This is a genomic window from Agromyces ramosus (genome assembly GCF_004216665.1).
In the GTDB taxonomy this organism is placed as follows: domain Bacteria; phylum Actinomycetota; class Actinomycetes; order Actinomycetales; family Microbacteriaceae; genus Agromyces; species Agromyces ramosus.
The window spans coordinates 1,001,537-1,025,062 of sequence record NZ_SGWY01000002.1 but is presented as its reverse complement, the minus strand read 5'-3'; the positions used below and the strand labels follow the sequence as shown (position 1 = coordinate 1,025,062).

Here is a 23,526-nt window from a genome sequence, read left to right as displayed (position 1 = left end):
CCACGCCCGTCGGTGTGGGATTTCCCTCCACCGCCCTCCACGGGCTGAAGGTCCCGTATTCACAGGCATCTCACACCTGATCCGCGTCGAAATCGAGCCAATGTCGTTGATCAGTGGATGAGAGTGGAGTAAAGTGGGGTCACCTGGATCCTGGCCGGAGGAAGGGGGTGGTGCGGTGTTCCTCGGGACCTACGAGCCGAAGCTCGACGAGAAGGGCCGTGTCATTCTTCCGGCGAAGTTCCGGGATGAGCTGTCGAGCGGCCTCGTGCTCACGCGCGGGCAGGAGCGCTGCATCTACGTGTTCAGCGCACGGGAGTTCGAGAGCATGAGCGACAAGATCCGCCAAGCCCCGGTCACGAGCAAGCAGGCGCGCGATTACATGCGCGTCTTCCTCTCGGGGGCGTCCGCGGAGACCCCCGACAAGCAGCATCGGGTCACCATCCCCGCCACGCTCCGCGGTTACGCGGGGCTCGACCGGGACCTGACGGTCATCGGTGCCGGCAGCCGGGTGGAGATCTGGGATGCCACGGCGTGGCAGACGTACCTCGCCGAGCAGGAGGCGGCCTTCGCGGAAACGGCGGAGGAGGTGATCCCCGGACTCTTCTAGTCCTCGGGCCCCGACTCCCAGCCGGCCGCCTGGTGCACTTCCCCGCATCAGGACGAACGGATGGGGATCGGGACCCGAGGCCCCGAAGACAGGGCGGAATCATGGACATCGGACGCATCCACACCCCCGTGATGCTCGAGCGCACGCTCGCCCTGCTGGCGCCGGCCGTGGAGGCCGACGACGCCGTCGTGGTGGACGCCACGCTGGGCATGGGCGGCCACAGCCTCGCGCTCCTCGAGCGGTTCCCGAACCTCACCGTCATCGGCCTCGACCGCGATCCCGATGCGCTGGAGATCGCGCGCGAGCGGCTCGCACCGTTCGGCGACCGCGCGCGGTTCGTGCACACGGTGTACGACGGCATCGCGGCGGCCGTCCGATCCGAGGGATTCGACGAGGTGCAGGGAGTGCTGTTCGACCTCGGCGTCTCGTCGCTGCAGCTCGACCGCGCGGAGCGCGGGTTCGCCTACTCGAAGGACGCACCGCTCGACATGCGCATGGACTTCACGCGGGGGCGCACCGCCGCGGACGTCATCGCCGAGTCGAGCGAGGACGAATTGCGGCGCATCTTCCACGACTTCGGGGAGGAGCGGCTCGCCGCCCGGTACGCGCGGGCCATCGTCCGCGCACGGGCCGAGGCGCCGATCACCAGGTCGGCCGAACTCGTCGCGATCATCACGGCGGCGACCCCGGTCGCCGTGCAGCGCCAGGGGCATCCGGCCAAGCGGGTGTTCCAGGCGCTTCGCATCGAGGTGAACGAGGAGCTGTCGGTGCTGGAGCGTGCGATGCCCGCCGCGCTCGACACCATCGCCGTCGCCGGGCGGATCGTCGTGCTCGCCTACCAGTCGCTCGAGGACCGGATCGTCAAGCGCGTGCTCCAGGCGGCGGCGAGCTCCTCCGCTCCCGCCGGGCTCCCGATGGAACTGCCCGAGCACCGCCCGCAGTTCCGGCTCCTCGTGCGCGGGGCGGAGCTGGCGAGCGAATCCGAGCAGGCGGAGAACCCGCGTGCGAAGCCGGTGCGACTGCGCGCCGCCGAACGAGTGAGGAGGCCGTCATGACTGCGCTGCCGGCCCGATCCGCCCCCGCACCCCGGAGGACCCCCGCACCCGAGCCGGAGCGCCGCCTGCGGCCGGTGCCCGAACCCGGCGGCCGTGCGAAACCCCGCCTCGCCTACGCGATCATCGCCCTCGGCGGCGTCGCGGTCATCGTGGTGGTGCAACTGCTGCTCTCGATCGCAGTGGCGCAGGGCGCGTACGAGATCGACTCCTACCAGGTGCAGCAGGCGACGCTCGCCCGCGAGGAGCAGAAGCTCTCCGAGGACCTCGACCGCGTCGAGTCGCCGCAGTTCCTGGCCGCGAACGCGGAGGCACTCGGCATGGTGCCGAACGCCAACCCGGTGTACCTTCGCCTCTCCGACGGCGCCGTGCTCGGCGAGCCCACCGCCGCGATCGGGGGCGCCGCGGCATCCGCCCCGCTCGTGCCGAATGCACTGATCAGCGGCGTGCCGCTCGTGACGGAGCAGCAGCCGGTGCAGACTCCGAGCGGGGGGACTCCGGGGGAGGCGTCGGCCTCAGCGCCCGGCGCGACGCCGGTCGTCCCGCCGCCGCCGGCCGACGGCCTGCCGACGCCCGCCACGCACTGACCCGACGAGGAAGGCCGGAATGAACCGCACGAGCCGACACCCGATGCGGCGGATCATCCTCGCCGCGATCGTGCTGGTCGCGCTCGTCGGCGTGTTCGTCGTCCGACTGGTCGACATCCAGGTCGTTCGCGCCGCCGAGCTGAGCGAGGAGGCCGAGGGACGGCGTTCGACGGCCGTGACGGTCTACGGCGCGCGCGGTGACATCGTGGACGCGAACGGCATCGTGCTGGCCGACAGCGTGATGCGCTACGACATCGCCGTCTCGCCGAAGAACGCGAGCGCCGGTCCCATCGTCCGCCAGCAGCCCGATCCCGACGACCCCGACGCGACGATGGCCGTCGAGATTCCGATCGAGCAGTCGGCGGCCGAGCTCGGGGCGGTCCTCGGCCTCACCGGCGAGCAGGTGAAGGGCATCATCGACGCCAAGCTCGCGGAGAACCCCGAGTCCGACTTCGCCTACGTGGCCAAGCTCGTCGACACGGCGACCTACGAACGGGTGAAGGCGCTCGACATCCCGTGGGTGGTGCCGTGGGAGCATCCGAGCCGCCGCTACCCGAACGGCGCCGTCGCGGGCAACCTGCTCGGATTCGTCGGCGACGACGGCGACGCCCTCGCGGGCCTCGAGCTCTCCGAGGACGAGTGCCTCGCGGGGGAGGACGGCGAGTACAGCTACCTGCACAGCCTCGAGGACTGGGTCCAGATCCCCGGCACGGAGGTCATCCACAAGCAGGCGCGCGACGGCGGCACCCTGCGCCTCACGATCGACTCCGACCTCCAGTGGATGGTGCAGCGGATCGCCGAGGCCCAGGTGCAGGCGGTCGGCGCCGACTGGGCCACCGTCACCGTGATGGAGGCGAAGACCGGGCGGCTGCTCGCGGTCGCCGACGTGCCGACGGTCGACCCCAACGACCCGGCGGCCACCCCCGAGGGCGACCGCGGCTCGCGGTCGTTCACGGCGCCGTTCGAGCCGGGCTCGACGTTCAAGGCGGTCACCGCGGCATCCGTCATCGACGCGGGCAAGGCCGACGCGCTCAGCCAGATCGTCGCGCCCTACCGCTACCGCCCGGCGAACGGCGCGGACGTCAACGACAGCTTCTTCCACGAGGACACCCCCTACACGCTCACGGGCGTGCTCATCGACTCGTCCAACACGGGCATGTCGCTGTTCGGCGAGCGGCTCTCCGACCAGGAGCGCTACGACGACATGCTCGCCTTCGGGCTCGGCGAGCGCACCGAGGTCGACTTCCCGGCCGAGGAGCCCGGCGACCTGCACGGTGGGCCCGACGAGTGGGACAACCAGACGAAGTACGCCACGATGTTCGGCCAGGGCCTCACGACCACCGCGGTGCAGATCGCGAGCTCGTACCAGACCCTGGCCAACGGCGGGGTGCGGATGCCGGTGCGGCTCGTCGACGGCTGCGCCGACGCCGACGGCGAGGCGACCGTCCCGCAGTCCGAGGGGACTCGCGTGATCTCCGAGAACGCCGCCGACCAGACGAGCCGGATGCTCGAGCGGGTGTACCTCGAGGGCTGGCTCGCCGACAAGTGGGAGATCCCCGGCTACCGGGTTGCCGCGAAGACGGGAACCGCCCAGGTCCCCGACGGCAACGGCGGGTACCTCAGCGGCTACCTCGTGTCGGTGTCCGGGTTCGCGCCGGCCGACGATCCGCAGTTCGTCGTTTCGGTGAGCATCATGAATCCCGTTAAGATGAACTCGTCCGCCGCATCCGCTCCCGTCTTCCAACAGGTGATGAGCCAGGTGCTGAAGAAGTATCGGACCGTTCCATCCGGCGCCCCGGCGCCCGAGCTGCCAGCCACCTGGTGAGAAAGTTGGGTTCGTGACCGGATCGCCTCCCGCGGCACTCCGGCCGCAGCATCCGAGCCCCCGATCGCTCCACGGCCTGGCCGAGACGTTCGACCTCGAGGTGCACGGCGACATCGACGACCTCGAGGTGACCGGCGTCGTGCTCGCCTCGTCCGCGGTGCGGCCCGGCGACCTGTACGTCGGCGTGCCCGGCCGCAACGCGCACGGGGCATCGTTCGCCGCCGCCGCCCTCGACGCCGGCGCGGTCGCCGTGCTCACGGATGCCGCGGGCGCCGAGCTCGCGGCGGGCGCCGGACTGCCGGTGCTGGTCACTCCCGACGCGCGGGCCGCGCTCGGCGAGGTGGCCGCATGGATCCACCGGACCGCCGACAACCCGGCGACGCTGTTCGCCGTGACCGGCACCAATGGCAAGACCAGCGTGGTCTACCTGCTCTACGGCATCCTGCGCCAGCTCGGGGTCGTCGCGGGGCTCACGTCGACGGCCGAGCGTCGCATCGGCGACGAGGCCGTCACCAGCTCCCTGACGACCCCGGAGGCGAGCGAGCTGCACGCGCTGCTGGCCCGCATGCGCGAGGTCGACGTGCGTGCCGTGGGCGTCGAGGTGTCGGCGCAGGCGCTCTCGCGCCACCGGGTCGACGGCCTGGTCTTCGACGTGGTCGGCTTCACGAACCTCACCCACGACCACCTCGACGACTACGCGTCGATGGACGTCTACTTCGAGGCGAAGCGCGAGCTCTTCCAGCCCGAGCGCTCGCGACGGGGCGTCGTGACGATCGACTCGGAGTGGGGACGCCGCCTCGTCGCCGAGTCGCGCATCCCCGTGACCACGCTCTCGACCGATCCCGACGTCGCCGCCGACTGGCGGCTCACGGTGCTCGAGGAGACCGCGACCCACACGTCGTTCGTGCTCGAGGGCACGGGCGGTCGCCGCCTCGAGACGCTCGTGCCGCTGCTCGGCTGGTACATGGCCGCCAATGCGGCGCTCGCGATCGTCATGCTCGTCGAGTCGGGATACGACCTCGAGCAGATCGCGCACGTGCTCGAACGCGACGGGGGCGTCGACGCCTACATCCCCGGCCGGGCCGAGCGCATCTCCGGCGACCGCGGCCCCCTCGTGTACATCGACTACGGCCACAGCCCCGATGCGTTCCTGCAGACGCTCGGCGCCATCCGCCGGTTCACGACCGGCAAGCTGATCATGCTCTTCGGCGCCGACGGCGACCGTGACACCACGAAGCGGGCCGAGATGGGCGCGATCGCGGCGCGCGGGGCCGACGTCGTCGTGATCACCGACTTCCACCCGCGCTGGGAGGACCCCGCGGCCATCCGCGCCGCGCTGATCGCGGGGGCCCGCGCTGCGGTGCCCGAGCGCGAGATCCACGAGATCCCCGATCCCCGCGCGGCATTCCGTGCGGCGCTCGAGCTCGCGGGCGAAGGCGACGCGATCCTCTACGCCGGCCCCGGCCACGAGGACTACCACGAGGTGAAGGGCGTGAAGATCCCGTACTCAGCAAGAGACGATGCGAAGCAGGCACTGCGTGAGGCGGGCTGGGGCGCATGATCGCCATGACCCTCGCCGAGATCGCCTCGGCGGTCGACGGCACGCTGCGCCTCGACGGAACGGATGCCGCGGGCGACGCCGTCGTCACGGGCAGCGTCACCACCGACTCGCGTGAGATCGCCGCCGGCGACGTGTTCTTCGCCAAGCGCGGCGAGTTCGACGACGGACACCGCTTCGCCCCCGCCGCCGCCGACCAGGGCGCCGCCCTGCTCGTGGTCGAGCACCCGGTCGACGTCGCCGCGCCCCAGGTGATCGTGGCCGACACCGTCGACGCGCTCGGCGCGCTCGCGACCGAGGTCGTGCGCCGCGTCCGCTCGCACGGGCGCCTCAGGATCATCGGGGTCACGGGCTCGAACGGCAAGACGACGACCAAGAACCTGCTCCGCGAGATCCTGCACGGCCACGGCAGCACCGTCGCATCGCGCAAGTCGTTCAACAACGAGGTGGGCGGGCCCATCACGGCGCTCGAGCTCACCGACGACACGGAGTTCCTCGTCGCCGAGATGGGCGCGTCGGCGGTCGGCGAGATCGCGCGCCTCGTGCGCATGGCGCACCCCGACGTCGGCATCGTGCTGAAGGTCGGCCTCGCGCACGCCGGCGAGTTCGGCGGCATCGAGCAGACCGTCCGCGCGAAGTCCGAGATGGTGACCGAGCTCTCCCCGGGCGAGGTGGCGGTCCTGAACGCCGACGACCCTCGGGTCGTGTCCATGGCGGCGCTCACCGCCGCCCGCGTGGTGTGGTTCGGCCTCGGCGAGGGCGCCGACGTGCGCGCCACCGACATCGTCGTGCACGCACGCGGCACCGAGTTCACGATCGCCGCGCCCGGCGGGGCATCCGCTCGCGTGCGCTTCGGCGTGCTCGGCGAGCACCACGTCATGAACGCGCTGGCGGCCACCGCGGCGGCGCTCCAGCTCGGCGTGCCGCTGCACGACGTCGTCGAGGCGCTCGAGTCCGTCACCCTCGCCGAGCGCTGGCGCATGCAGCTCATGGGCGGGCGCGACGGGATCACCGTCATCAACGACGCCTACAACGCGAGCCCCGACTCGATGGCGGCGGCGCTGAAGACCCTCGCGCAGGTGCAGGCGCCGGGCACGCGCACGATCGCGGTGCTCGGCGAGATGAGCGAGCTCGGGGAGTTCTCGGGCGAGGAGCACGATCGCATCGGCTTGCTCGCGGTGCGACTCGGCATCTCGCAGCTCATCGTCGTGGGCCAGGGCGCGCGGCGCCTGCACATCACCGCCATCAACGAGGGATCGTGGGACGGCGAGTCCGCCTACGTGGAGACGGCCGACGAGGCGTACGAGCTGGTCGTGTCCTCGGCGCGTCCGGGCGACACCGTGCTCGTGAAATCGTCGAACTCGGCGGGTCTCCGCCACCTCGGCGACCGACTGGGAGAATGGTTCGCGTGAGAGCACTGCTGACCGCCGGGGCGTTGTCGCTCGCCTTCACGCTGTTCCTGACCCCGCTCTTCATCCGCCTGTTCACCCGCCTCGGCTGGGGGCAGTTCATCCGCGACGACGGGCCCAAGAGCCACCACGTGAAGCGCGGAACCCCGACGATGGGCGGCATCGTCTTCATCCTGGGCAGCCTCTTCGGCTACTTCACGTCGACGCTGCTCGTCTCGAACGAGCCGCCGACCGCCTCGGCCATGCTGATCCTGTTCATGATGGTCGGGCTCGGGATCGTCGGCTTCATCGACGACTTCCTGAAGACGCGCAAGAAGCAGAGCCTCGGCCTCGGCGGCTGGGCGAAGGTCGTCGGCCAGGTGGTGGTCGCCGCGGCGTTCGCGTTGCTCGCCCTGCAGTTCCCCAACGACGAGAACGTCACTCCGGCCGACACGAGCATCTCGTTCATCCGGGACCTGCCGCTGGACTTCATGGTCTTCGGCACGGTCGTCGGCATCATCCTGTACGTCATCTGGATCTGCCTGCTCACGGTCGCCGCCTCGAACGGCGTGAACGTCACCGACGGACTCGACGGGCTCGCCGGCGGCGCCTCGATCCTCGCGATCGGGTCGTTCGTCATCATCGGATTCTGGCAGTTCAACCAGTCGTGCTTCAGCGAGAACCTGAACCCGAGCGACGTGTACCGCTGCTACGACGTGCGCGATCCGCTCGACATCGCGATCGTGGCCACGGCCATCGTGGGCGGCCTCATCGGGTTCCTGTGGTGGAACACGAACCCCGCGCACATCTACATGGGCGACACGGGCTCGCTCGCGCTCGGCGGTGCCCTCGCCGCCCTCGCGATCGTGAGCCACACCGAGCTGCTCCTGCTCCTCATCGGCGGGCTGTTCGTCATCGAGACCGGCTCGGTCATCCTGCAGCGGGCGTACTTCAAGCTCAGCGGGGGCAAGCGCATCTTCCTCATGAGTCCCATCCACCACCACTTCGAGCTGAAGGGGTGGGCCGAGGTCACGATCGTGGTGCGATTCTGGATCATCGGCGGCCTGCTCGTGGCGGCGGGCGTCGGAAGCTTCTACTTCGAATGGCTGCAGAGTTGACCGACCCGGATGCCTCGGCCGTCGCCGCCCGGCTCGAGACGCTCACGAGCTGGAACGCCGACTGGCGCGGGCTCCGCGTCGCGGTGCTCGGCCTCGGCGTCACCGGCTTCGCCGTCGCTGACACGCTCACCGAGCTCGGCGCCGACGTGCTCGTGCTCGCACCCGAGGTCGACGACGATCGGGCGCGGATCCTCGAGGTGATCGGAGCCCGGCTGCTGCGGCATCCGCTCGACGCGGTGCCCGAGGGGCTGGTCGCGTTCGCACCCGAGCTCGTCGTGGCCTCGCCGGGGTTCCACCCCGATCACGCGGTGCTCGAGTGGGCCGATGCGGAGGGCGTCGCCGTGTGGGGCGACATCGAGCTCGCCTGGCGGGTGCGGGACAAGGTGAGCGCCGCCGAGTGGATCCTCGTCACCGGCACGAACGGCAAGACGACCACGGTGCAGCTGGCCGCGACCTTCCTGGCCGCCAACGGCCTCCGCGCCGCGCCGTGCGGCAACATCGGCGTGCCGGTGCTCGACGCCGTGCGCGATCCGGGCGGTTTCGACGTCCTCGTCGTCGAGCTCTCGAGCTACCAGTTGCACCACCTGCCGAGGACGGGACCCGGTGCCCTGCATCCGTGGGCCAGCGTCGTGCTGAACGTCGCCGACGACCACCTCGACTGGCACGGATCGCCAGAGGCCTACCGGGCCGCCAAGGCCACCGTGTACGAGAACACCAAGGTGGCGTGCGTCTACAACCGCGCCGACGAGGCCACCATGCGCATGGTGGAGGACGCCGACGTCGAGGAGGGCGCCCGCGCGATCGGATTCGGGCTCGACGTGCCGGGCCCGAGCGACTTCGGCGTGGTCGAGGGGATCCTCTGCGATCGCGCGTTCCTCGATGAGCGACGCACCGCGGCACTGGAGATCATCACCGTCGACGAGCTCGAGCCGCGGGGCCTCGGCGCTCCGCACGTGGTGCAGAACATCCTCGCGGCGTCGGCGCTCGTGCGGTCGTACGGCGTCCCGGTGGGGGTCATCCACGATGCGCTCGGCGACTTCCGCCTCGACGCGCATCGGATCGAGCAGGTGGCGGTGGCCGGCGGCGTCCGCTGGATCGACGACTCGAAGGCCACGAATCCGCACGCCGCCGAGGCGTCGCTGCGCGCCTTCGGGCAGGTGGTGTGGATCGTCGGCGGACTGCTGAAGGGCGTCGACGCGGACGCATTGGTCGCCGCGCACGTCGGCCGGCTGCGCGCCGCGATCGTCATCGGCGTCGACCGTGCCGCCCTCGTCGCGGCGTTCCGGCGACACGCGCCCGAACTGCCCCTGTTCGAGGTGGTGACCGACGACACTGAAACGGTGATGCCCGAGGCGGTCGCGCTGGCGGCGTCCGTCGCCGAGGCGGGGGACACGGTGCTCCTCGCGCCGGCCGCGGCGTCGATGGACCAGTTCGCCGACTACGCCGATCGGGGCCGGCGATTCCACGAGGCGGTCAGAGCGAGGCTGGGAGGTGAGGCGGATGGCGACTCCGCCCCGCACGGCCCGACCCCCGAAGGCTGATCCAGCGGGCGTCTCCACCGCCCGCATCCGGCTCGGACGCGTCTTCCGCGTCGAGTCGAAGGACTACTTCCTCCTGCTCGGCACGACGCTCTTCCTCGTGGTGTTCGGGCTCGTCATGGTGCTCTCGTCGTCGTCGGTCGAGTCGAACCTCGAGGACGGCGGATTCTTCGTGCAGGCGACCCGACAGGGCCTGTACGCGCTCTTCGGCGTGCCCATCATGCTCATCGCGAGCCGGATGCCCGAGCGGATGTGGATGACGGTCGCGTGGCCGCTGCTCATCGTCGCGTGCGCCCTCCAGCTGCTCGTGGTGGCGACTCCGCTGGGCATCACCGTCGGCGGCAATACCAACTGGCTCGCGATCGGGCCCGTGCAGTTCCAGCCGTCGGAGCTCATCAAGGTCGCGCTCGTGATCTGGCTCGGGCTCATCGTCACGAAGAAGGAGGCGCTGCTCGGCGACTTCACGCGCGGCATCCTGCCGATCCTCCTCGTCGGCGGCGGAGCGATCGGCCTCGTGCTCCTCGGCGGCGACCTCGGCACCGTGATGATCATGGGCGCGATGCTGCTCGGCGCCCTCTTCCTGATCGGGGTGAGGTTCCGGCTGCTGCTGCCCCCGGTGCTGCTGGGCTCGGCCGTCTTCGTGATCGTCGCCGTCTCCAGCGACAGCCGGATGCGGCGCATCACCGCGTTCCTGCAGGAGAACTGCACCCGGTTCGACAACGAGGACTGCTGGCAGATCCAGCACGGCCGGTTCGCGCTCGCGAACGGCGGCATCCTCGGCGTGGGGCTCGGCAACTCGACGGCGAAGTGGTCGTGGCTGCCCGCGGCCGACAACGACTTCATCTTCGCGATCATCGGCGAGGAGCTCGGCCTCATCGGCGCGATCGTCGTGATCGGGCTGTTCGTCGTGCTCGCGGTCGCGTTCGCGAGGGTGCTGCGCGCGGCCCGCACCCCGTTCGCCAGGGCCGTCACCGCGGCGGTGCTCGTCTGGGTCGTCGGCCAGGCATGTGTCAATATCGGAGTCGTGCTCGGAGTCTTCCCCGTCCTCGGCGTGCCGTTGCCCCTCGTCTCGGCGGGCGGCACCGCCCTGCTCACGACGCTCTTCGCGATCGGCGTGGTGCTCTCGGTCGCCCGCGATCCCGAGGCGGCGACGCGTGCTGCCGCGCGCGCCGAGGCGCGGGCTGCGGCACGAGCGGCGGGGCGACCGGCGCGATGACCGTCTACCTCCTGGCCGGCGGCGGAACGGCCGGCCATGTGAACCCCCTGCTCGCCGTCGCCGATCGCCTGCGCGAGCGGCGGCCCGACGACGTGGTGCTCGTGCTCGGCACCGCCGAGGGCCTGGAGTCGCGACTCGTGCCCGCCCGCGGCTACGAGCTCCTCACGATCGCGAAGGTGCCGTTCCCGCGTCGCCCGAACCGTGCGGCCGTGGCCTTCCCCGCCCGGTTCCGCGGGTCGATCGACGACGTGTCGACGATCATCGCCGAGCGCGGCGTCGACGTCGTCGTCGGCTTCGGCGGCTACGTCGCGACGCCGGCGTACCTCGCCGCGCGTCGAGCGCACGTCCCGGTCGCGATCCACGAGGCCAATGCCAGGCCGGGACTCGCGAACCGGCTCGGCTCCCGCTGGGCCGCCGCCGTCGGCGTGGCCTTCGGCGGCACGCCGCTGCGCCGTGCCGAGGTCGTGGGCATGCCGCTGCGCCGCGAGATCGAGACGCTCGACCGGGCGGCGCTCCGCGACGAGGCGGCCCGCTTCTTCGGACTGGACCCGGCGCGACCGGTGCTGCTCGCGACGGGCGGTTCGCTGGGCGCACGGCGCATCAACCGCACGATGGTCGAGACCGCCGGCGACCTCACCGCAGCGGGCTGGCAGGTGCTGCACATCACGGGCGCGGCGTCCGACGTCGACGATCCCGGCATCCCCGACTACCGCATGGCCGAGTACGCCGACCGCATGGACCTCGCACTCGCGGTCGCGGACGCCGCAGTGTCGCGCGCCGGCGCCGCCACCGTGAGCGAGCTCGCCGCGCTCGGCATCCCGGCCGTGTACGTGCCGTACCCGGTGGGCAACGGCGAGCAGCGCTTCAACGCGGCCGACGTGGTGGCGGCGGGCGGGGGCGTCCTCGTCGACGACGCCGACTTCGTGCCCGACTGGGTGCGGGGCGAGCTGGTGCCGCTGCTCGGCGATCGCGATCGCGTCGCACGGATGGCGGCCGCCGCTGCATCCGTCGGCCACCGCGACGGCACCGACCGCATGATCGCCCTCGTCGACGCCGCACTCGGCGGGGGTGCCGGCGACACCGCGCAAGGCGCGTAACGTGGAGTGAGCGGATGCCGCGGCATCCGCCGCCCGAGCCCCCGACCGCAGACCGACGCACCGAGGAAGACCCGCCGCACGTGACCATCAAGCCCGACCTCACCGCCCAGATCCCCGCCGAGCTCGGCGCCGTGCACTTCGTCGGCATCGGCGGCTCGGGCATGAGCGGCATCGCGCGACTGTTCCTCGGCGCGGGGCACCGCGTCACCGGGTCCGACGTGCGCGACTCGGCCAACGTCGCGGCGCTGCGGGACCTCGGCGCCGAGATCGCGATCGGCCATGACGCCGCCAACGTCGGCGATGCCGAGGCCGTCGTCGTGACGGGCGCGCTCTGGCAGGACAACCCCGAGTACCAGCTCGCGCTCGAGCGGGGACTCCCCGTGCTGCACCGCTCGCAGGCGCTCGCCTGGCTGATCGCGGGGCAGCGGCTCGTGTCGGTCGCCGGCGCGCACGGCAAGACCACGTCGACGGGCATGATCATCACGGGCCTCCTCGAGCTCGGGGAGGACCCGAGCTTCGTGAACGGGGGTGTCATCGAGGAGCTCGGGGTCAGCGCGGCATCCGGTGACGGCGACCTCTTCGTCGTCGAGGCCGACGAGTCCGACGGGTCGTTCCTGCTCTACGACACGTCCGTCGCGCTCATCACGAACGTCGACCCCGACCACCTCGACCACTACGGATCGCGCGACGCGTTCGAGCAGGCCTTCGTCGACTTCGCCGACCGGGCGCGGGAGCTCGTCGTCATCTCCTCCGACGACGCCGGCGCCACGCGGGTCGCCGAACGTCTCTCCCACCCGCGGGTCGTCAGCTTCGGCGAGGCCGCGGACGCCGCCGTCCGCGTGCACTCGATCGAGACCGACGGTCCCGTGTCGTTCGCGATCGACCACGACGGGGTCACGCACCGGGCGACGCTCCGCATCCCCGGCCGCCACAACGCCATCAACGCCGCCGGCGCGTTCGCCGTCCTCGTCGGGCTCGGCTTCGACCCCGCGGCATCCCTCGCCGGCATCGCACGCTTCGCGGGCACCGGCCGTCGCTTCGAGCTGCACGGAACGGTCGGCGGCGTGAGCGTGTACGACGACTACGCGCACCACCCCACGGAGGTGGCCGCGGCGCTCTCGGCGGCCCGCACCGTCGTCGGCTCGGGGCGCATCATCGCGGTGCACCAGCCGCACACGTACAGCCGGACGCAGACGTTCGCGAAGGAGTTCGCCGAGGTGCTCGAGCGGTACGCCGACGAGACGGTCGTGCTCGACGTGTACGGCGCCCGCGAGGATCCCGTGCCCGGTGTCACCGGGGCGCTCGTCAGCGAGCGGTTCGATGATCCCGAGCGCGTCGCATTCGTGCCCGACTGGCAGGAGGCCGCCGACCACACGGCGCGCATCGCCCGCGAGGGCGACTTCGTGATCACCCTCGGCTGCGGCGACGTCTACCGCATCGTGCCGCAGCTGCTCGGCTCGCTCGAGCGGGAGCGCGGATGAGGACGCTCCGCGCGTGAAGCGCCCGCAGGGCTTCGATCGTCCTCCCGCACCGCGGGCGGCCGATCGTGCCGCGGGGGAGCGCCCGACGGCGGAGCGCGTCACGCCGGGGCGACCCGCGCCCCAGCCGAGCGCGCCGCTTCCGGGCCGGGGTGCGCGCGGCGCCTCGGACGCCGATCGGGTCTCGACCGAGCCGATCGCCGTGGTCTCGACGTCGGCCGGTCCGGCGGGGCGTGCGAGCGTCCCGTCGCAGCGGCGAGCCGCCCCGGCTGCGGCCGGCGGCCCCGTCGCGTCGGGCGTCGGCGTCCTCGCGGATCCCGGCACGCGAGCGGCATCGGTCGAGTCGGGGCCCGACGAGGATGCCGCGCCGTCGGCACCCGGCGACGCCCGATCGGCCAAGCGCGCTCTGGCGGCAGCCGCGCGCGAACGCCGACGCTACGAGCGCCAGGAGGTGCGCCGCTTCACGAAGCGCTCGCGCCGGCGTCGCGTCACCTGGGCGGTCGTCGCGGGTGCGCTGCTCGCCCTCGTCGCCGTGGTCGGGGTCGGCGCGTACTCGCCGCTCATGGCACTGCGCGACGTGCGCATCGAGGGCGCCCAGCGCATCCCCGCCGCCGACGTGCAGGCGGCGTTCGCCGACGTGGTCGGCACGCCGCTGCCGCTCATCGACTCGTCCGAGGTGCATGCCGCACTCGCGCGATTCCCCCTGATCGAGACGTACTCGACCGAGACCGTCCCGCCAGGCACGCTCGTGGTCCGCATCGTCGAGCGCACGCCGGTGGGCGTCATCGACACCGGTTCCGGACTCGAGCTCGTGGATGCCGCGGGCGTGGTGATCGACCGTCCCGACACGCTTCCCGCCGGCCAGCCCCTGATCCAGGTCGACGGCGGCGTCGCGGACGAGGGCTTCCGCGCCGTCGCGGCGGTGGTCCGGAGCCTCCCTGCCGACGTGCGCGGCCAGCTGACCGGTGCGACCGCCGCGACCGCCGACGACGTCCGGCTCGAGCTGGCGGGCGGCGCGAGCGTGGTGTGGGGGAGCGCGGAGGACTCCGCGCTGAAGGCCACGGTGCTCGCGTCGCTCATGCGCGCCGCGCCGCCCGACACGGTGTCGCAGTACGACGTGTCCGCACCGTCGAGCCCCGTCACGGAGTGAGTCCGTCCTTCATCGGGCCGTCGGGCACCCGGTCTGCCGAGCGGTTCGCGACACGCGGGCCCGCCTTTCCCGAGGGCGGTCGGTGGACACCTACCTTCGAATCAGGAATTGCATACTCAGCAAAACTTTAACCTTCGACTTGAGGTTCAGGGTTCAGAGTTCGCACGGAGGGCCGGACATGTCGTCTAACCAGAACTACCTCGCCGTCATCAAGGTCGTCGGCATCGGCGGCGGCGGTGTGAACGCCGTCAACCGCATGATCGAACTCGGCCTGCGCGGGGTCGAGTTCATCGCGATCAACACCGACGCCCAGGCGCTGCTGATGAGCGATGCAGACGTCAAGCTCGACGTCGGCCGCGATCTCACGCGCGGGCTCGGCGCGGGTGCCGACCCCGAGGTCGGCCGTCGGGCGGCCGAGGACCACGCCGAGGAGATCGAGGAGGCGCTCGCGGGCGCCGACATGGTCTTCGTGACGGCGGGCGAGGGCGGCGGCACGGGCACGGGCGGCGCGCCCGTCGTGGCGCGCATCGCGAAGTCGATCGGCGCCCTCACCATCGGCGTCGTCACCAAGCCCTTCGGATTCGAGGGCAAGCGCCGGCAGACGCAGGCCGAGCAGGGCGTCGCGCGGCTGAAGGAGGAGGTCGACACCCTCATCGTCGTGCCGAACGACCGGCTCCTCGAGATCAGCGATCGTGGCATCTCGATGCTCGAGGCTTTCGCGACCGCCGACCAGGTGCTGCTCGCCGGTGTGCAGGGCATCACCGACCTCATCACGACGCCCGGCCTCATCAACCTCGACTTCGCCGACGTCAAGTCGGTCATGCAGGGCGCGGGCTCCGCGCTCATGGGCATCGGCTCGTCGCGAGGCGCCGACCGCGCCATCAAGGCCGCCGAGCTCGCCGTCGCGAGCCCGCTGCTCGAGGCGTCGATCGACGGCGCGCACGGCGTGCTGCTCTCCATCCAGGGCGGGTCGAACCTCGGCATCTTCGAGATCAACGACGCGGCACGCCTCGTGCAGGAGGCGGTGCACCCCGAGGCGAACATCATCTTCGGCGCGGTGATCGACGACACGCTCGGCGACGAGGTGCGCGTCACCGTCATCGCAGCGGGCTTCGACGGCGGCGAGCCCGGCGCGAAGCCCCAGCCCGTGGAGGCGAGGCGCACGAGCTTCGTTCCCGCGGCGGTCGGCGCGGCGGTCGGCGGCTCCTCCATGGGGAGCGACGCCGCCGCCGAGGCGATCGGCGAGATCGACATCGACGAGCTCGTCGAGACCGCGAACTGGGGCGATGCGCCCACGGCGGCCGCCGACCAGATCGTGTCGGACCCCGCGTTCGACGACGACGGCGACGACCTCGACATCCCCGACTTCCTGAAGTGATCGCGAGCGAGTCGGTCGAGCGGGGTCGCACGTGAGCGCCCTCGCCGATCGACTGGCCTCGGTCCAGGGCAGCATCGCGGATGCCGCGCGCGACGCGGGCCGTCACCCGAACGAGATCACCACGATCGTCGTGACCAAGTTCCAGCCGGCGTCGCTCGTCGCCGAGCTCGCCGCCCTCGGCGTGCAGGACATCGGCGAGAACCGCCACCAGGAGGCGCAGGCGAAGGCCGCGGAGCTCGCGTCGCTCGGCCTCCGCTGGCACTTCGTCGGGCAGCTCCAGACCAAGAAGGCCAGGCAGGTGCGCGCGTACGCGAACGCCATCCACTCGGTGGACCGGCCCGCGCTGGTCGAGGCGCTCCGCTCCGACGAGTCCACCATCGACTGCTTCGTCCAGGTCAACCTCACCGAGGACCCGGCTCGTGGCGGCGTCGAGCCCGACGGGCTCGACGACCTCGTCGAGCTCGTGCTCGGCACGCCCGGACTCCGCCTGCGCGGGCTGATGGGGGTGGCCCCCCTGGGGGAGCCGGCACGCCCCGCGTTCGGACGCATGCGCCTGCTGTCCGAGCGCGTGCGGCGAACCGCACCGGATGCCGCGTCGCTGTCAATGGGGATGTCGCATGACTTCCGCGAGGCCATTCTGGAGGGCGCGACACACCTGCGGATCGGTACCGCAATCACCGGGAATCGGCCGGACGCCGGTTAGCCTCGAAGAGACGGAACACAGACGGAGGCAGCGATGTCGAACCCGCTCAAGAAGACCATGGTCTACCTCGGCCTCGCCGATGAGGAGCTCGAGCACGAGGCCCCGCAGGCTCCGGCGCCCGCTGCACCGATCGTGCACGCCGCCCCGGCCCCCAAGACGGGAGCGGCGGTCACGCCACTCCGCAAGCACCATGTCCAACCGAGCACACCGCAGGCGGAGATGAACGAGATCCTCACCGTGCACCCGCGTCAGTACCGTGACGCCCAGGTGATCGCCGAGTCCTTCCGCGAGGGGGTCCCGGTCATCATCAACCTCTCGCAGATGTCCGACGGCGACGCCCGGCGACTCATCGACTTCGCCAGCGGGCTCTCCCAGGGCCTGTACGGCAAGATCGAGCGCGTCACGAGCAAGGTCTTCCTGCTCTCGCCCGCCCACGTCGTGGTCTCGGGTGAGGCCGGCGAGGCCGAGGGCGACGTCGACGCCTCGTTCTTCACGCACGCGTAGCCGTCGTGGGCGCACTGGCCGTCGTCTGGAACATCCTCTACACGCTGCTCCTCATCTACTTCTTCCTGATGTGGGCGCGGTTCGTGCTCGATCTGGTGCGCACGTTCAACCGTTCGTGGCGTCCGCGCGGCTTCTGGCTCGTGGTCGTGGAAGTCGTCTACAGCGTGACGGATCCGCCCGTGCGCTTCTTCCGGCGGCTCGTGCCGCCGATACGCATCGGCCAGATCGCACTCGACCTCGGGTGGAGCCTGGCCATGCTGCTCGTCATCGTCGCCATGACCCTGGTGTCGTGGCTGGCGGCCGGAGCGGCGGCCTCCGGCTGACGATCTCCTGCGAGGGTGGCAGGCCGTGACGTTCGGCACTGCGCCCCCGATGAGGTCTTTGCTACCGTTAGCAGAACGTGATCGATCAGTTCGACAGATTCGAGGGATGGGAAGCCATGGCGCTAACTCCGGAAGATGTGGTCAACAAGCGCTTCCAGGCGACGAAGTTCCGGGAGGGCTACGACCAGGACGAGGTCGACGACTTCCTCGACGAGGTGGTCGTCGAGCTGCGCCGGCTGAACCAGGAGAACGACGAGCTGCGCCAGCGCCTCTCGGCCGCCGAGGCCCGCGCCTCGGATGCCGCGAAGGGCGCCCCCGCCGCACCGGCCCCCGCCGCGGTCTACACGGAGCCGGCCGCACCGCCGCCCACCGTCGCGGTGCCGACCCAGGCCCCCGCCGCGCCCCAGTCCGAGCTCGACGAGCAGACGTCGACCACGAACCTCCTGCAGCTCGCACGCCGCCTGCACGAGGAGCACGTGCGCGAGGGCATCGAGAAGCGCGACGCGCTGATCGCCGAGGGCCACGCCACGGCTGCGCGCGTCGTCGCCGAGGCCGAGGCCAAGCAGCGTGCGCAGATGGGCATCCTCGACCAGGAGCGCATCGCGCTCGAGAAGCGCGTCGACGAGCTGCGTGTCTTCGAGCGCGACTACCGCCTGAAGCTGAAGAGCTACATCGAGGGCCAGCTCCGCGAGCTCGACACGGCCGCTCCCGTGCAGGTCTCGGGCGGCCAGGGCTTCTCCTCGCCCGTGAGCGCGAGCGAGCAGGCACCCGCACCGACCTTCCAGGGCTTTGGCGGCTGAGCGGGCCGCGAAGGTCGGCACCACCACTGCACTCCTCGTCCTGGTCGGCGGCGCCCTCGCGGTGTACGGCCTCGACCAGCTGAGCAAGTTCCTCGTCGTCACGAACCTCACCGAGGGTGAGGTCGTGCCGGTGCTCGGCACGGTGCTGCAGTGGCAGTTCGTGCGGAACCCCGGCGCGGCCTTCTCGCTCGCGAGCGGCATGACGTGGATCTTCACGATCCTCGCGGCCGGCGTGATCACGTTCATCGTCTGGTTCGCCCGGCGCATCCGCTCGATCGCGTGGGCGCTCGTGTTCGGGCTCCTGCTCGGCGGGGTGCTCGGCAACCTCACCGACCGGCTCCTCAGGGAGCCCAGCTTCGGGCTGGGCCACGTCATCGACTTCATCTCGACGCCGTGGCTGATCCCCGCGATCTACAACGTCGCCGACATCGCGATCGTGTCGAGCATGGTGCTCTTCATGATCCTGACCATCCGCGGGGTCGGGCTCGACGGCATCCGCGAGTCCAAGCGCACGGATGCCGCGGCCGAGGCGGAGCCTGCGGCCGACGCGCCGGCGACCGGCCAGGCGACGACCGACGGTCCCGGCGCCGCCCCGGCCGGCGACGGGCGAACGCCGCTCGCGGGCTCGCCGCTCGCTGCCGAGTCCTGAGCATGGAGCACCGCTCGTTCCCCGTGCCCGACGGGCTCGACGGCGTGCGCGTCGACCAGGGCCTCGCGAAGCTCCTGGGCTTCTCGCGGACGCAGGCGGCCGACATCGCGGCAGCCGGGGGTGCCGTGCTCGACGGGGCATCCGTCGACAAGTCCGACCGCCTGCGGGCCGGCGGCTGGCTCGAGGTGAGCTGGCAGCCCCCGCGCACGCTCGAGGTCGAGGCGATCGCGGTGCCCGACCTCGGGATCGTGCACGACGACGACGACCTCGTCGTGGTCGACAAGCCGGCTGGCGTCGCCGCGCACCCCTCGCTCGGCTGGGAGGGGCCGACGGTCGTGGGCGCCCTCGCCGCAGCCGGATTCCGCATCTCGACGTCGGGTGCGCCCGAGCGCCAGGGCGTCGTGCACCGGCTCGACGCCGGGACGAGCGGCCTGATGGTCGTCGCCAAGTCGGAACGCGCCTACACCGAGCTCAAGCGGCAGTTCCACGACCGCGAGGTGGAGAAGATCTACCACACGGTCGTCCAGGGCCATCCCGACCCCCTCGCCGGCACGATCGACGCGCCCGTCGGGCGACACCCGCGATCCGAGTGGAAGTTCGCCGTGGTCGCCGACGGCAAGCACGCGGTGACGCACTACGAGACGATCGAGGCGTTCCCGTACGCGTCGCTGCTCGAGGTGCACCTCGAGACCGGCCGCACGCACCAGATCCGCGTGCACATGGCGGCGCAGCGGCATCCGTGCGCGGGCGATGCGATGTACGGCGCCGACCCGACCCTGTCGGCGCGGCTCGGCCTCGAGCGCCAGTGGCTGCACGCGAAGGAGTTGTCGCTCACGCACCCCGGCAACGGGGAGTGGACGACCTTCGGATCCGAGTACCCGGCCGACCTCGCGCACGCCCTCGAGCTGCTCCGCGGCGACTGAACGCGACGCGCGGTGCGACCCGCCGCGACGTGGGTCGGTCGCCGTAGACTCTGAGCACCCCCACCGAACACCCACCTCGCAGCACCCCCGATGAGGAGCCCAGTGGCCGCCGATTCCTTCGTCCACCTCCACGTGCACAGCGAGTACTCCATGCTCGACGGCGCAGCCCGGGTCGGGGAGCTCATCCAGGCCGCGAAGGACGAGGGCATGCCCGCGGTGGCGGTCACCGACCACGGCAACGTGTTCGGCGCGTACGACTTCTGGAAGCAGGCGACCGACGCCGGCATCAAGCCGATCATCGGCACCGAGGCGTACATCACGCCGGGCACCCACCGCGGCGACAAGACCCGGGTGCGGTGGGGGAGCGGCGGCGGCGACGACGTGTCCGGCTCCGGTGCGTACACGCACATGACGCTCCTGTCGGAAACGACCGAGGGCATGCACAACCTGTTCCGCCTCTCGAGCCGCGCCTCGATCGAGGGGTACTACTTCAAGCCGCGCATGGATCGCGAGCTGCTGCAGACGTACTCGAGCGGGCTCATCGCCACGACCGGATGCGCCTCGGGCGAGGTGCAGACCCGCCTGCGACTCGGGCAGTACGACGAGGCGTTGCGGGCGGCATCCGACTACCGCGACATCTTCGGGCGCGAGAACTACTTCGCCGAGATCATGGACCACGGGCTCGGCATCGAGAAGCGCATCATGGACGACCTGCTCCGGCTCGCGAAGCAGCTCGACCTGCCGCTCGTCGCCACCAACGACCTGCACTACACCCACGCCGACGACGCGAAGAGCCACGCGGCACTGCTGTGCGTGCAGTCGGGCTCCACGCTCGACGACCCCAACCGCTTCAAGTTCGACGCCGACGAGTTCTACCTCAAGACCGCGGCCGAGATGCGGCACCTCTTCCGCGACCACCCCGAGGCGTGCGACAACACCCTGCTCATCGCCGAGCGGGCCGACGTGCGGTTCAACACGAGCGCCAACTACATGCCGCGCTTCCCGGTGCCGGAGGGCGAGAGCGAGGAGAGCTGGTTCGTCAAGGAGGTCGAGCGCGGCCTGCACGTGCGGTACCCGAACGGCATCCCCGACGACGTGCGCCGGCAGGCGGACTACGAGGTGGGCGTCATCACGCAGATGGGGTTCCCGGGCTACTTCCTCGTCGTCGCCGACTTCATCAACTGGTCGAAGAACAACGGCATCCGGGTGGGGCCCGGCCGCGGGTCGGGTGCGGGCTCGATGGCCGCCTACGCCATGCGCATCACCGACCTCGACCCGCTGCAGCACGGACTCATCTTCGAGCGCTTCCTGAACCCCGACCGCGTGTCGATGCCCGACTTCGACGTGGACTTCGACGAGCGTCGGCGCGGCGAGGTGATCCGCTACGTCACTGAGAAGTACGGCGACGAGCGCGTCGCCCAGATCGTGACGTACGGCACGATCAAGGCCAAGCAGGCGCTGAAGGACTCGAGCCGCGTGCTCGGCTTCCCCTTCGGCATGGGCGAGAAGCTCACCAAGGCGATGCCGCCGGCCATCATGGGCAAGGACATCCCGTTGGCCGGCATCCTCGACAAGGACCATCCCCGCTTCAAGGAGGCGGGCGACATCCGGGCACTCATCGAGACCGACGCCGAGGCGAAGACCGTCTTCGAGACGGCGCTCGGACTCGAGAACCTGAAGCGCCAGTGGGGCGTGCATGCCGCGGGCGTCATCATGTCGAGCGACCCGCTCATCGACATCATCCCGATCATGAAGCGGGAGCAGGACGGCCAGATCGTCACGCAGTTCGACTATCCGGCGTGCGAGGCGCTCGGCCTCATCAAGATGGACTTCCTGGGGCTGCGCAACCTCACCATCATCGATGACGCGCTCGACAACATCGAGGCGAACCGCGGCTTCCGCCCCGTGCTCGAAGACCTGGCCCTCGACGATGCGGGCGCCTACGAGCTGCTCTCCAGGGGCGACACGCTCGGGGTGTTCCAGCTCGACGGCGGGCCCATGCGCTCCCTGCTCCGCCAGATGAAGCCCGACAACTTCGAGGACATCTCGGCCGTCATCGCGCTCTACCGCCCGGGGCCGATGGGCGCGAACTCGCACATCAACTACGCACTGCGCAAGAACGGCCTGCAGCCGATCTCGCCGATCCACCCCGAGCTCGAGGAACCGCTGAAGGACATCCTCGACACGAGCTACGGCCTGATCATCTACCAGGAACAGGTCATGGCGATCGCGCAGCGGGTGGCGGGCTTCTCGCTCGGCCAGGCCGACATCCTGCGTCGCGCCATGGGCAAGAAGAAGAAGTCCGAGCTCGACAAGCAGTACGAGGGATTCTCGGGCGGCATGAAGGCCAACGGCTTCTCGGATGCCGCGGTCAAGACGCTCTGGGACATCCTGCTGCCGTTCTCCGACTACGCGTTCAACAAGGCGCACTCGGCCGCCTACGGCGTGCTCAGCTACTGGACGGCCTACCTCAAGGCCCACTTCCCGGCCGAATACATGGCCGCGCTGCTCACGAGCGTCGGCGACGCGCGCGACAAGCTCGCGCTCTACCTGAACGAGTGTCGCCGCATGGGCATCAGGGTGCTGCCGCCCGACGTCAACGAGTCGATCGGCTACTTCGCGGCCGTCGGCGACGACATCCGCTTCGGCCTCGGCGCGGTGCGCAACGTCGGCTTCAACGTGGTCGACGCCATCCGTGCTGCGCGAGAGGAGAAGGGCCGCTTCGAGTCGTTCCACGACTTCCTGAAGAAGGTCCCCATCCAGGTCGCCAACAAGCGCACGGTGGAGTCGCTGGTGAAGGCGGGTGCGTTCGACTCGCTCGGGCACACGCGCCGTGCGCTCGTCGAGATCCACGAGGGCGCCGTCGAGTCCGCCGTGAAGGAGAAGCGCGCCGAGGAGGTCGGCGACATCGGGTTCGACTTCGACAGCCTCTTCGAAGAGCATGAGCGCGAGGCGGCACCATCGCTCGTGCCCGACCGGCCCGAGTGGGCCAAGCGCGACAAGCTGGCGTTCGAGCGCGAGATGCTCGGACTGTACGTCTCGGACCACCCGCTCGCCGGCCTCGAGGTGCCGCTCGCGAAGCACGCGTCGACCACCATCACCGAGCTGATGTCGTCGGATGCCACGCAGGACGGCGACACCGTCACGATCGCCGGCCTCGTCACGAGCGTGCAGCACCGCGTCGCCCGGCAGAGCGGCAACCAGTACGGCATGATCCAGGTCGAGGACTTCTCGGGCGAGATCACGGTCATGTTCATGGGCAAGGCGTACCAGGAGTTCGCGCCGGGCCTGAAGGCCGACTCGATCGCGGTCGTGCGGGGCAGGGTCAGCATGCGCGACGACGGCATGAACCTGCACGCCTACAGCGTCTTCAGCCCCGAGCTCGGGCAGGGCGACGAGTCCGGACCCGTCGTCATCTCGCTGCCCGACATCCGCGCGACCACCGACACCATCACGGCCCTCGGCGACGTGCTCATCCGGCACCGGGGCGACACCGAGGTACGGCTCCGCCTCGTGCGCGGGCGAACCGCGCGCGTGTTCGAGCTGCCATACCCCGTGCAGGTGACCGCCGACCTCTACGGCGAACTGAAGAGCCTGCTCGGTCCGAACTGCCTCGTGTGACGGGGGCGGCG

The 23,526-nt window shown here is 70.9% G+C and carries 20 protein-coding genes; all 20 read left to right on the top strand.

Annotation, left to right across the window (positions count from 1 at the left end):
- The first annotated feature begins 175 nt into the window (after positions 1–175).
- The 20 genes from mraZ to dnaE all read left to right on the top strand — a co-directional run bounded on the left by mraZ (position 176) and on the right by dnaE (position 23,515).
- Complete coding sequence (gene mraZ / locus EV187_RS11395) at positions 176–607, top strand: division/cell wall cluster transcriptional repressor MraZ (protein ID WP_130353131.1); 432 nt, start codon at positions 176–178, stop codon at positions 605–607.
- A gap of 101 nt (positions 608–708) precedes the next feature.
- Positions 709–1,662: a 16S rRNA (cytosine(1402)-N(4))-methyltransferase RsmH gene (gene rsmH, locus EV187_RS11390; protein WP_130353130.1), complete on the top strand. Its 954-nt coding sequence runs from the start codon at positions 709–711 to the stop codon at positions 1,660–1,662.
- Positions 1,659–2,246, top strand: a complete 588-nt coding sequence (ftsL, locus tag EV187_RS11385; protein ID WP_130353129.1) for a cell division protein FtsL — start codon at positions 1,659–1,661, stop codon at positions 2,244–2,246. Before rsmH ends, ftsL begins: the two co-directional genes overlap by 4 nt.
- A 19-nt stretch (positions 2,247–2,265) precedes the next feature.
- Positions 2,266–4,071, top strand: coding sequence for a peptidoglycan D,D-transpeptidase FtsI family protein (locus EV187_RS11380; protein ID WP_242609549.1), 1,806 nt, complete (start codon positions 2,266–2,268; stop codon positions 4,069–4,071).
- 13 nt (positions 4,072–4,084) lie between these two features.
- Positions 4,085–5,632 (top strand): Mur ligase family protein, encoded by a 1,548-nt coding sequence (locus EV187_RS11375; protein WP_130353128.1) that lies wholly within the window; start codon positions 4,085–4,087, stop codon positions 5,630–5,632.
- On the top strand, positions 5,629–7,041 hold the full coding sequence (locus EV187_RS11370) for a UDP-N-acetylmuramoyl-tripeptide--D-alanyl-D-alanine ligase (RefSeq protein WP_130353127.1): 1,413 nt from the start codon (positions 5,629–5,631) through the stop codon (positions 7,039–7,041). Before EV187_RS11375 ends, EV187_RS11370 begins: the two co-directional genes overlap by 4 nt.
- Entirely contained in the window at positions 7,038–8,135 is a 1,098-nt protein-coding gene (gene mraY, locus EV187_RS11365; protein ID WP_130353126.1) for a phospho-N-acetylmuramoyl-pentapeptide-transferase, read from the top strand. The genes EV187_RS11370 and mraY overlap by 4 nt, the downstream gene beginning before the upstream one ends.
- The gene (murD, locus tag EV187_RS11360; protein WP_130353125.1) at positions 8,120–9,676 is read left to right on the top strand and encodes a UDP-N-acetylmuramoyl-L-alanine--D-glutamate ligase; all 1,557 of its coding nucleotides are present in this window, start codon (positions 8,120–8,122) and stop codon (positions 9,674–9,676) included. Before mraY ends, murD begins: the two co-directional genes overlap by 16 nt.
- A complete protein-coding gene (gene ftsW, locus EV187_RS11355) occupies positions 9,636–10,889 on the top strand; it encodes a putative lipid II flippase FtsW (protein WP_130353124.1) in 1,254 nt (417 codons plus the stop codon). The genes murD and ftsW overlap by 41 nt, the downstream gene beginning before the upstream one ends.
- Positions 10,886–11,986 carry a UDP-N-acetylglucosamine--N-acetylmuramyl-(pentapeptide) pyrophosphoryl-undecaprenol N-acetylglucosamine transferase gene (locus tag EV187_RS11350; RefSeq protein ID WP_130353123.1) on the top strand — a complete coding sequence of 367 codons (1,101 nt, stop codon included), beginning with the start codon at positions 10,886–10,888 and terminating at the stop codon, positions 11,984–11,986. Before ftsW ends, EV187_RS11350 begins: the two co-directional genes overlap by 4 nt.
- An 80-nt stretch (positions 11,987–12,066) precedes the next feature.
- On the top strand, positions 12,067–13,467 hold the full coding sequence (gene murC / locus EV187_RS11345; protein ID WP_130353122.1) for a UDP-N-acetylmuramate--L-alanine ligase: 1,401 nt from the start codon (positions 12,067–12,069) through the stop codon (positions 13,465–13,467).
- A gap of 13 nt (positions 13,468–13,480) precedes the next feature.
- The gene (locus EV187_RS11340) at positions 13,481–14,614 is read left to right on the top strand and encodes a cell division protein FtsQ/DivIB (RefSeq protein ID WP_242609548.1); all 1,134 of its coding nucleotides are present in this window, start codon (positions 13,481–13,483) and stop codon (positions 14,612–14,614) included.
- 178 nt (positions 14,615–14,792) lie between these two features.
- Complete coding sequence (gene ftsZ, locus EV187_RS11335) at positions 14,793–15,992, top strand: cell division protein FtsZ (protein WP_130353121.1); 1,200 nt, start codon at positions 14,793–14,795, stop codon at positions 15,990–15,992.
- A 31-nt stretch (positions 15,993–16,023) separates the two neighbouring features.
- Entirely contained in the window at positions 16,024–16,695 is a 672-nt protein-coding gene (locus EV187_RS11330; RefSeq protein WP_130353120.1) for a YggS family pyridoxal phosphate-dependent enzyme, read from the top strand.
- A 33-nt stretch (positions 16,696–16,728) separates the two neighbouring features.
- Positions 16,729–17,199 (top strand): cell division protein SepF, encoded by a 471-nt coding sequence (locus EV187_RS11325; protein ID WP_130353119.1) that lies wholly within the window; start codon positions 16,729–16,731, stop codon positions 17,197–17,199.
- Between the two features lie 5 nt (positions 17,200–17,204).
- Complete coding sequence (locus EV187_RS11320) at positions 17,205–17,522, top strand: YggT family protein (protein WP_130353118.1); 318 nt, start codon at positions 17,205–17,207, stop codon at positions 17,520–17,522.
- Positions 17,523–17,638: 116 nt separating this feature from the next.
- Positions 17,639–18,322, top strand: coding sequence for a DivIVA domain-containing protein (locus EV187_RS11315; RefSeq protein WP_130353117.1), 684 nt, complete (start codon positions 17,639–17,641; stop codon positions 18,320–18,322).
- Positions 18,312–18,971, top strand: a complete 660-nt coding sequence (gene lspA / locus EV187_RS11310; RefSeq protein WP_165391164.1) for a signal peptidase II — start codon at positions 18,312–18,314, stop codon at positions 18,969–18,971. Before EV187_RS11315 ends, lspA begins: the two co-directional genes overlap by 11 nt.
- Positions 18,972–18,973: 2 nt before the next feature.
- Positions 18,974–19,894: an RluA family pseudouridine synthase gene (locus tag EV187_RS11305; protein WP_130353116.1), complete on the top strand. Its 921-nt coding sequence runs from the start codon at positions 18,974–18,976 to the stop codon at positions 19,892–19,894.
- A 90-nt stretch (positions 19,895–19,984) separates the two neighbouring features.
- Positions 19,985–23,515, top strand: coding sequence for a DNA polymerase III subunit alpha (gene dnaE / locus EV187_RS11300; RefSeq protein WP_130353115.1), 3,531 nt, complete (start codon positions 19,985–19,987; stop codon positions 23,513–23,515).
- Positions 23,516–23,526: the final 11 nt, after the last annotated feature.

What these genes read in the sequence shown, in the direction of transcription:
- rsmH (WP_130353130.1), top strand. Translation starts at nt 709, where the DNA reads ATGGACATCGGACGCATCCACACCCCCGTGATGCTCGAGCGCACGCTC.
- ftsL (WP_130353129.1), top strand. Translation starts at nt 1,659, where the DNA reads ATGACTGCGCTGCCGGCCCGATCCGCCCCCGCACCCCGGAGGACCCCC.
- EV187_RS11380 (WP_242609549.1), top strand. Translation starts at nt 2,266, where the DNA reads ATGAACCGCACGAGCCGACACCCGATGCGGCGGATCATCCTCGCCGCG.
- EV187_RS11370 (WP_130353127.1), top strand. Translation starts at nt 5,629, where the DNA reads ATGATCGCCATGACCCTCGCCGAGATCGCCTCGGCGGTCGACGGCACG.
- murD (WP_130353125.1), top strand. Translation starts at nt 8,120, where the DNA reads ATGGCTGCAGAGTTGACCGACCCGGATGCCTCGGCCGTCGCCGCCCGG.
- ftsW (WP_130353124.1), top strand. Translation starts at nt 9,636, where the DNA reads ATGGCGACTCCGCCCCGCACGGCCCGACCCCCGAAGGCTGATCCAGCG.
- EV187_RS11350 (WP_130353123.1), top strand. Translation starts at nt 10,886, where the DNA reads ATGACCGTCTACCTCCTGGCCGGCGGCGGAACGGCCGGCCATGTGAAC.
- ftsZ (WP_130353121.1), top strand. Translation starts at nt 14,793, where the DNA reads ATGTCGTCTAACCAGAACTACCTCGCCGTCATCAAGGTCGTCGGCATC.
- EV187_RS11325 (WP_130353119.1), top strand. Translation starts at nt 16,729, where the DNA reads ATGTCGAACCCGCTCAAGAAGACCATGGTCTACCTCGGCCTCGCCGAT.
- EV187_RS11315 (WP_130353117.1), top strand. Translation starts at nt 17,639, where the DNA reads ATGGCGCTAACTCCGGAAGATGTGGTCAACAAGCGCTTCCAGGCGACG.
- EV187_RS11305 (WP_130353116.1), top strand. Translation starts at nt 18,974, where the DNA reads ATGGAGCACCGCTCGTTCCCCGTGCCCGACGGGCTCGACGGCGTGCGC.
- dnaE (WP_130353115.1), top strand. Translation starts at nt 19,985, where the DNA reads ATGAGGAGCCCAGTGGCCGCCGATTCCTTCGTCCACCTCCACGTGCAC.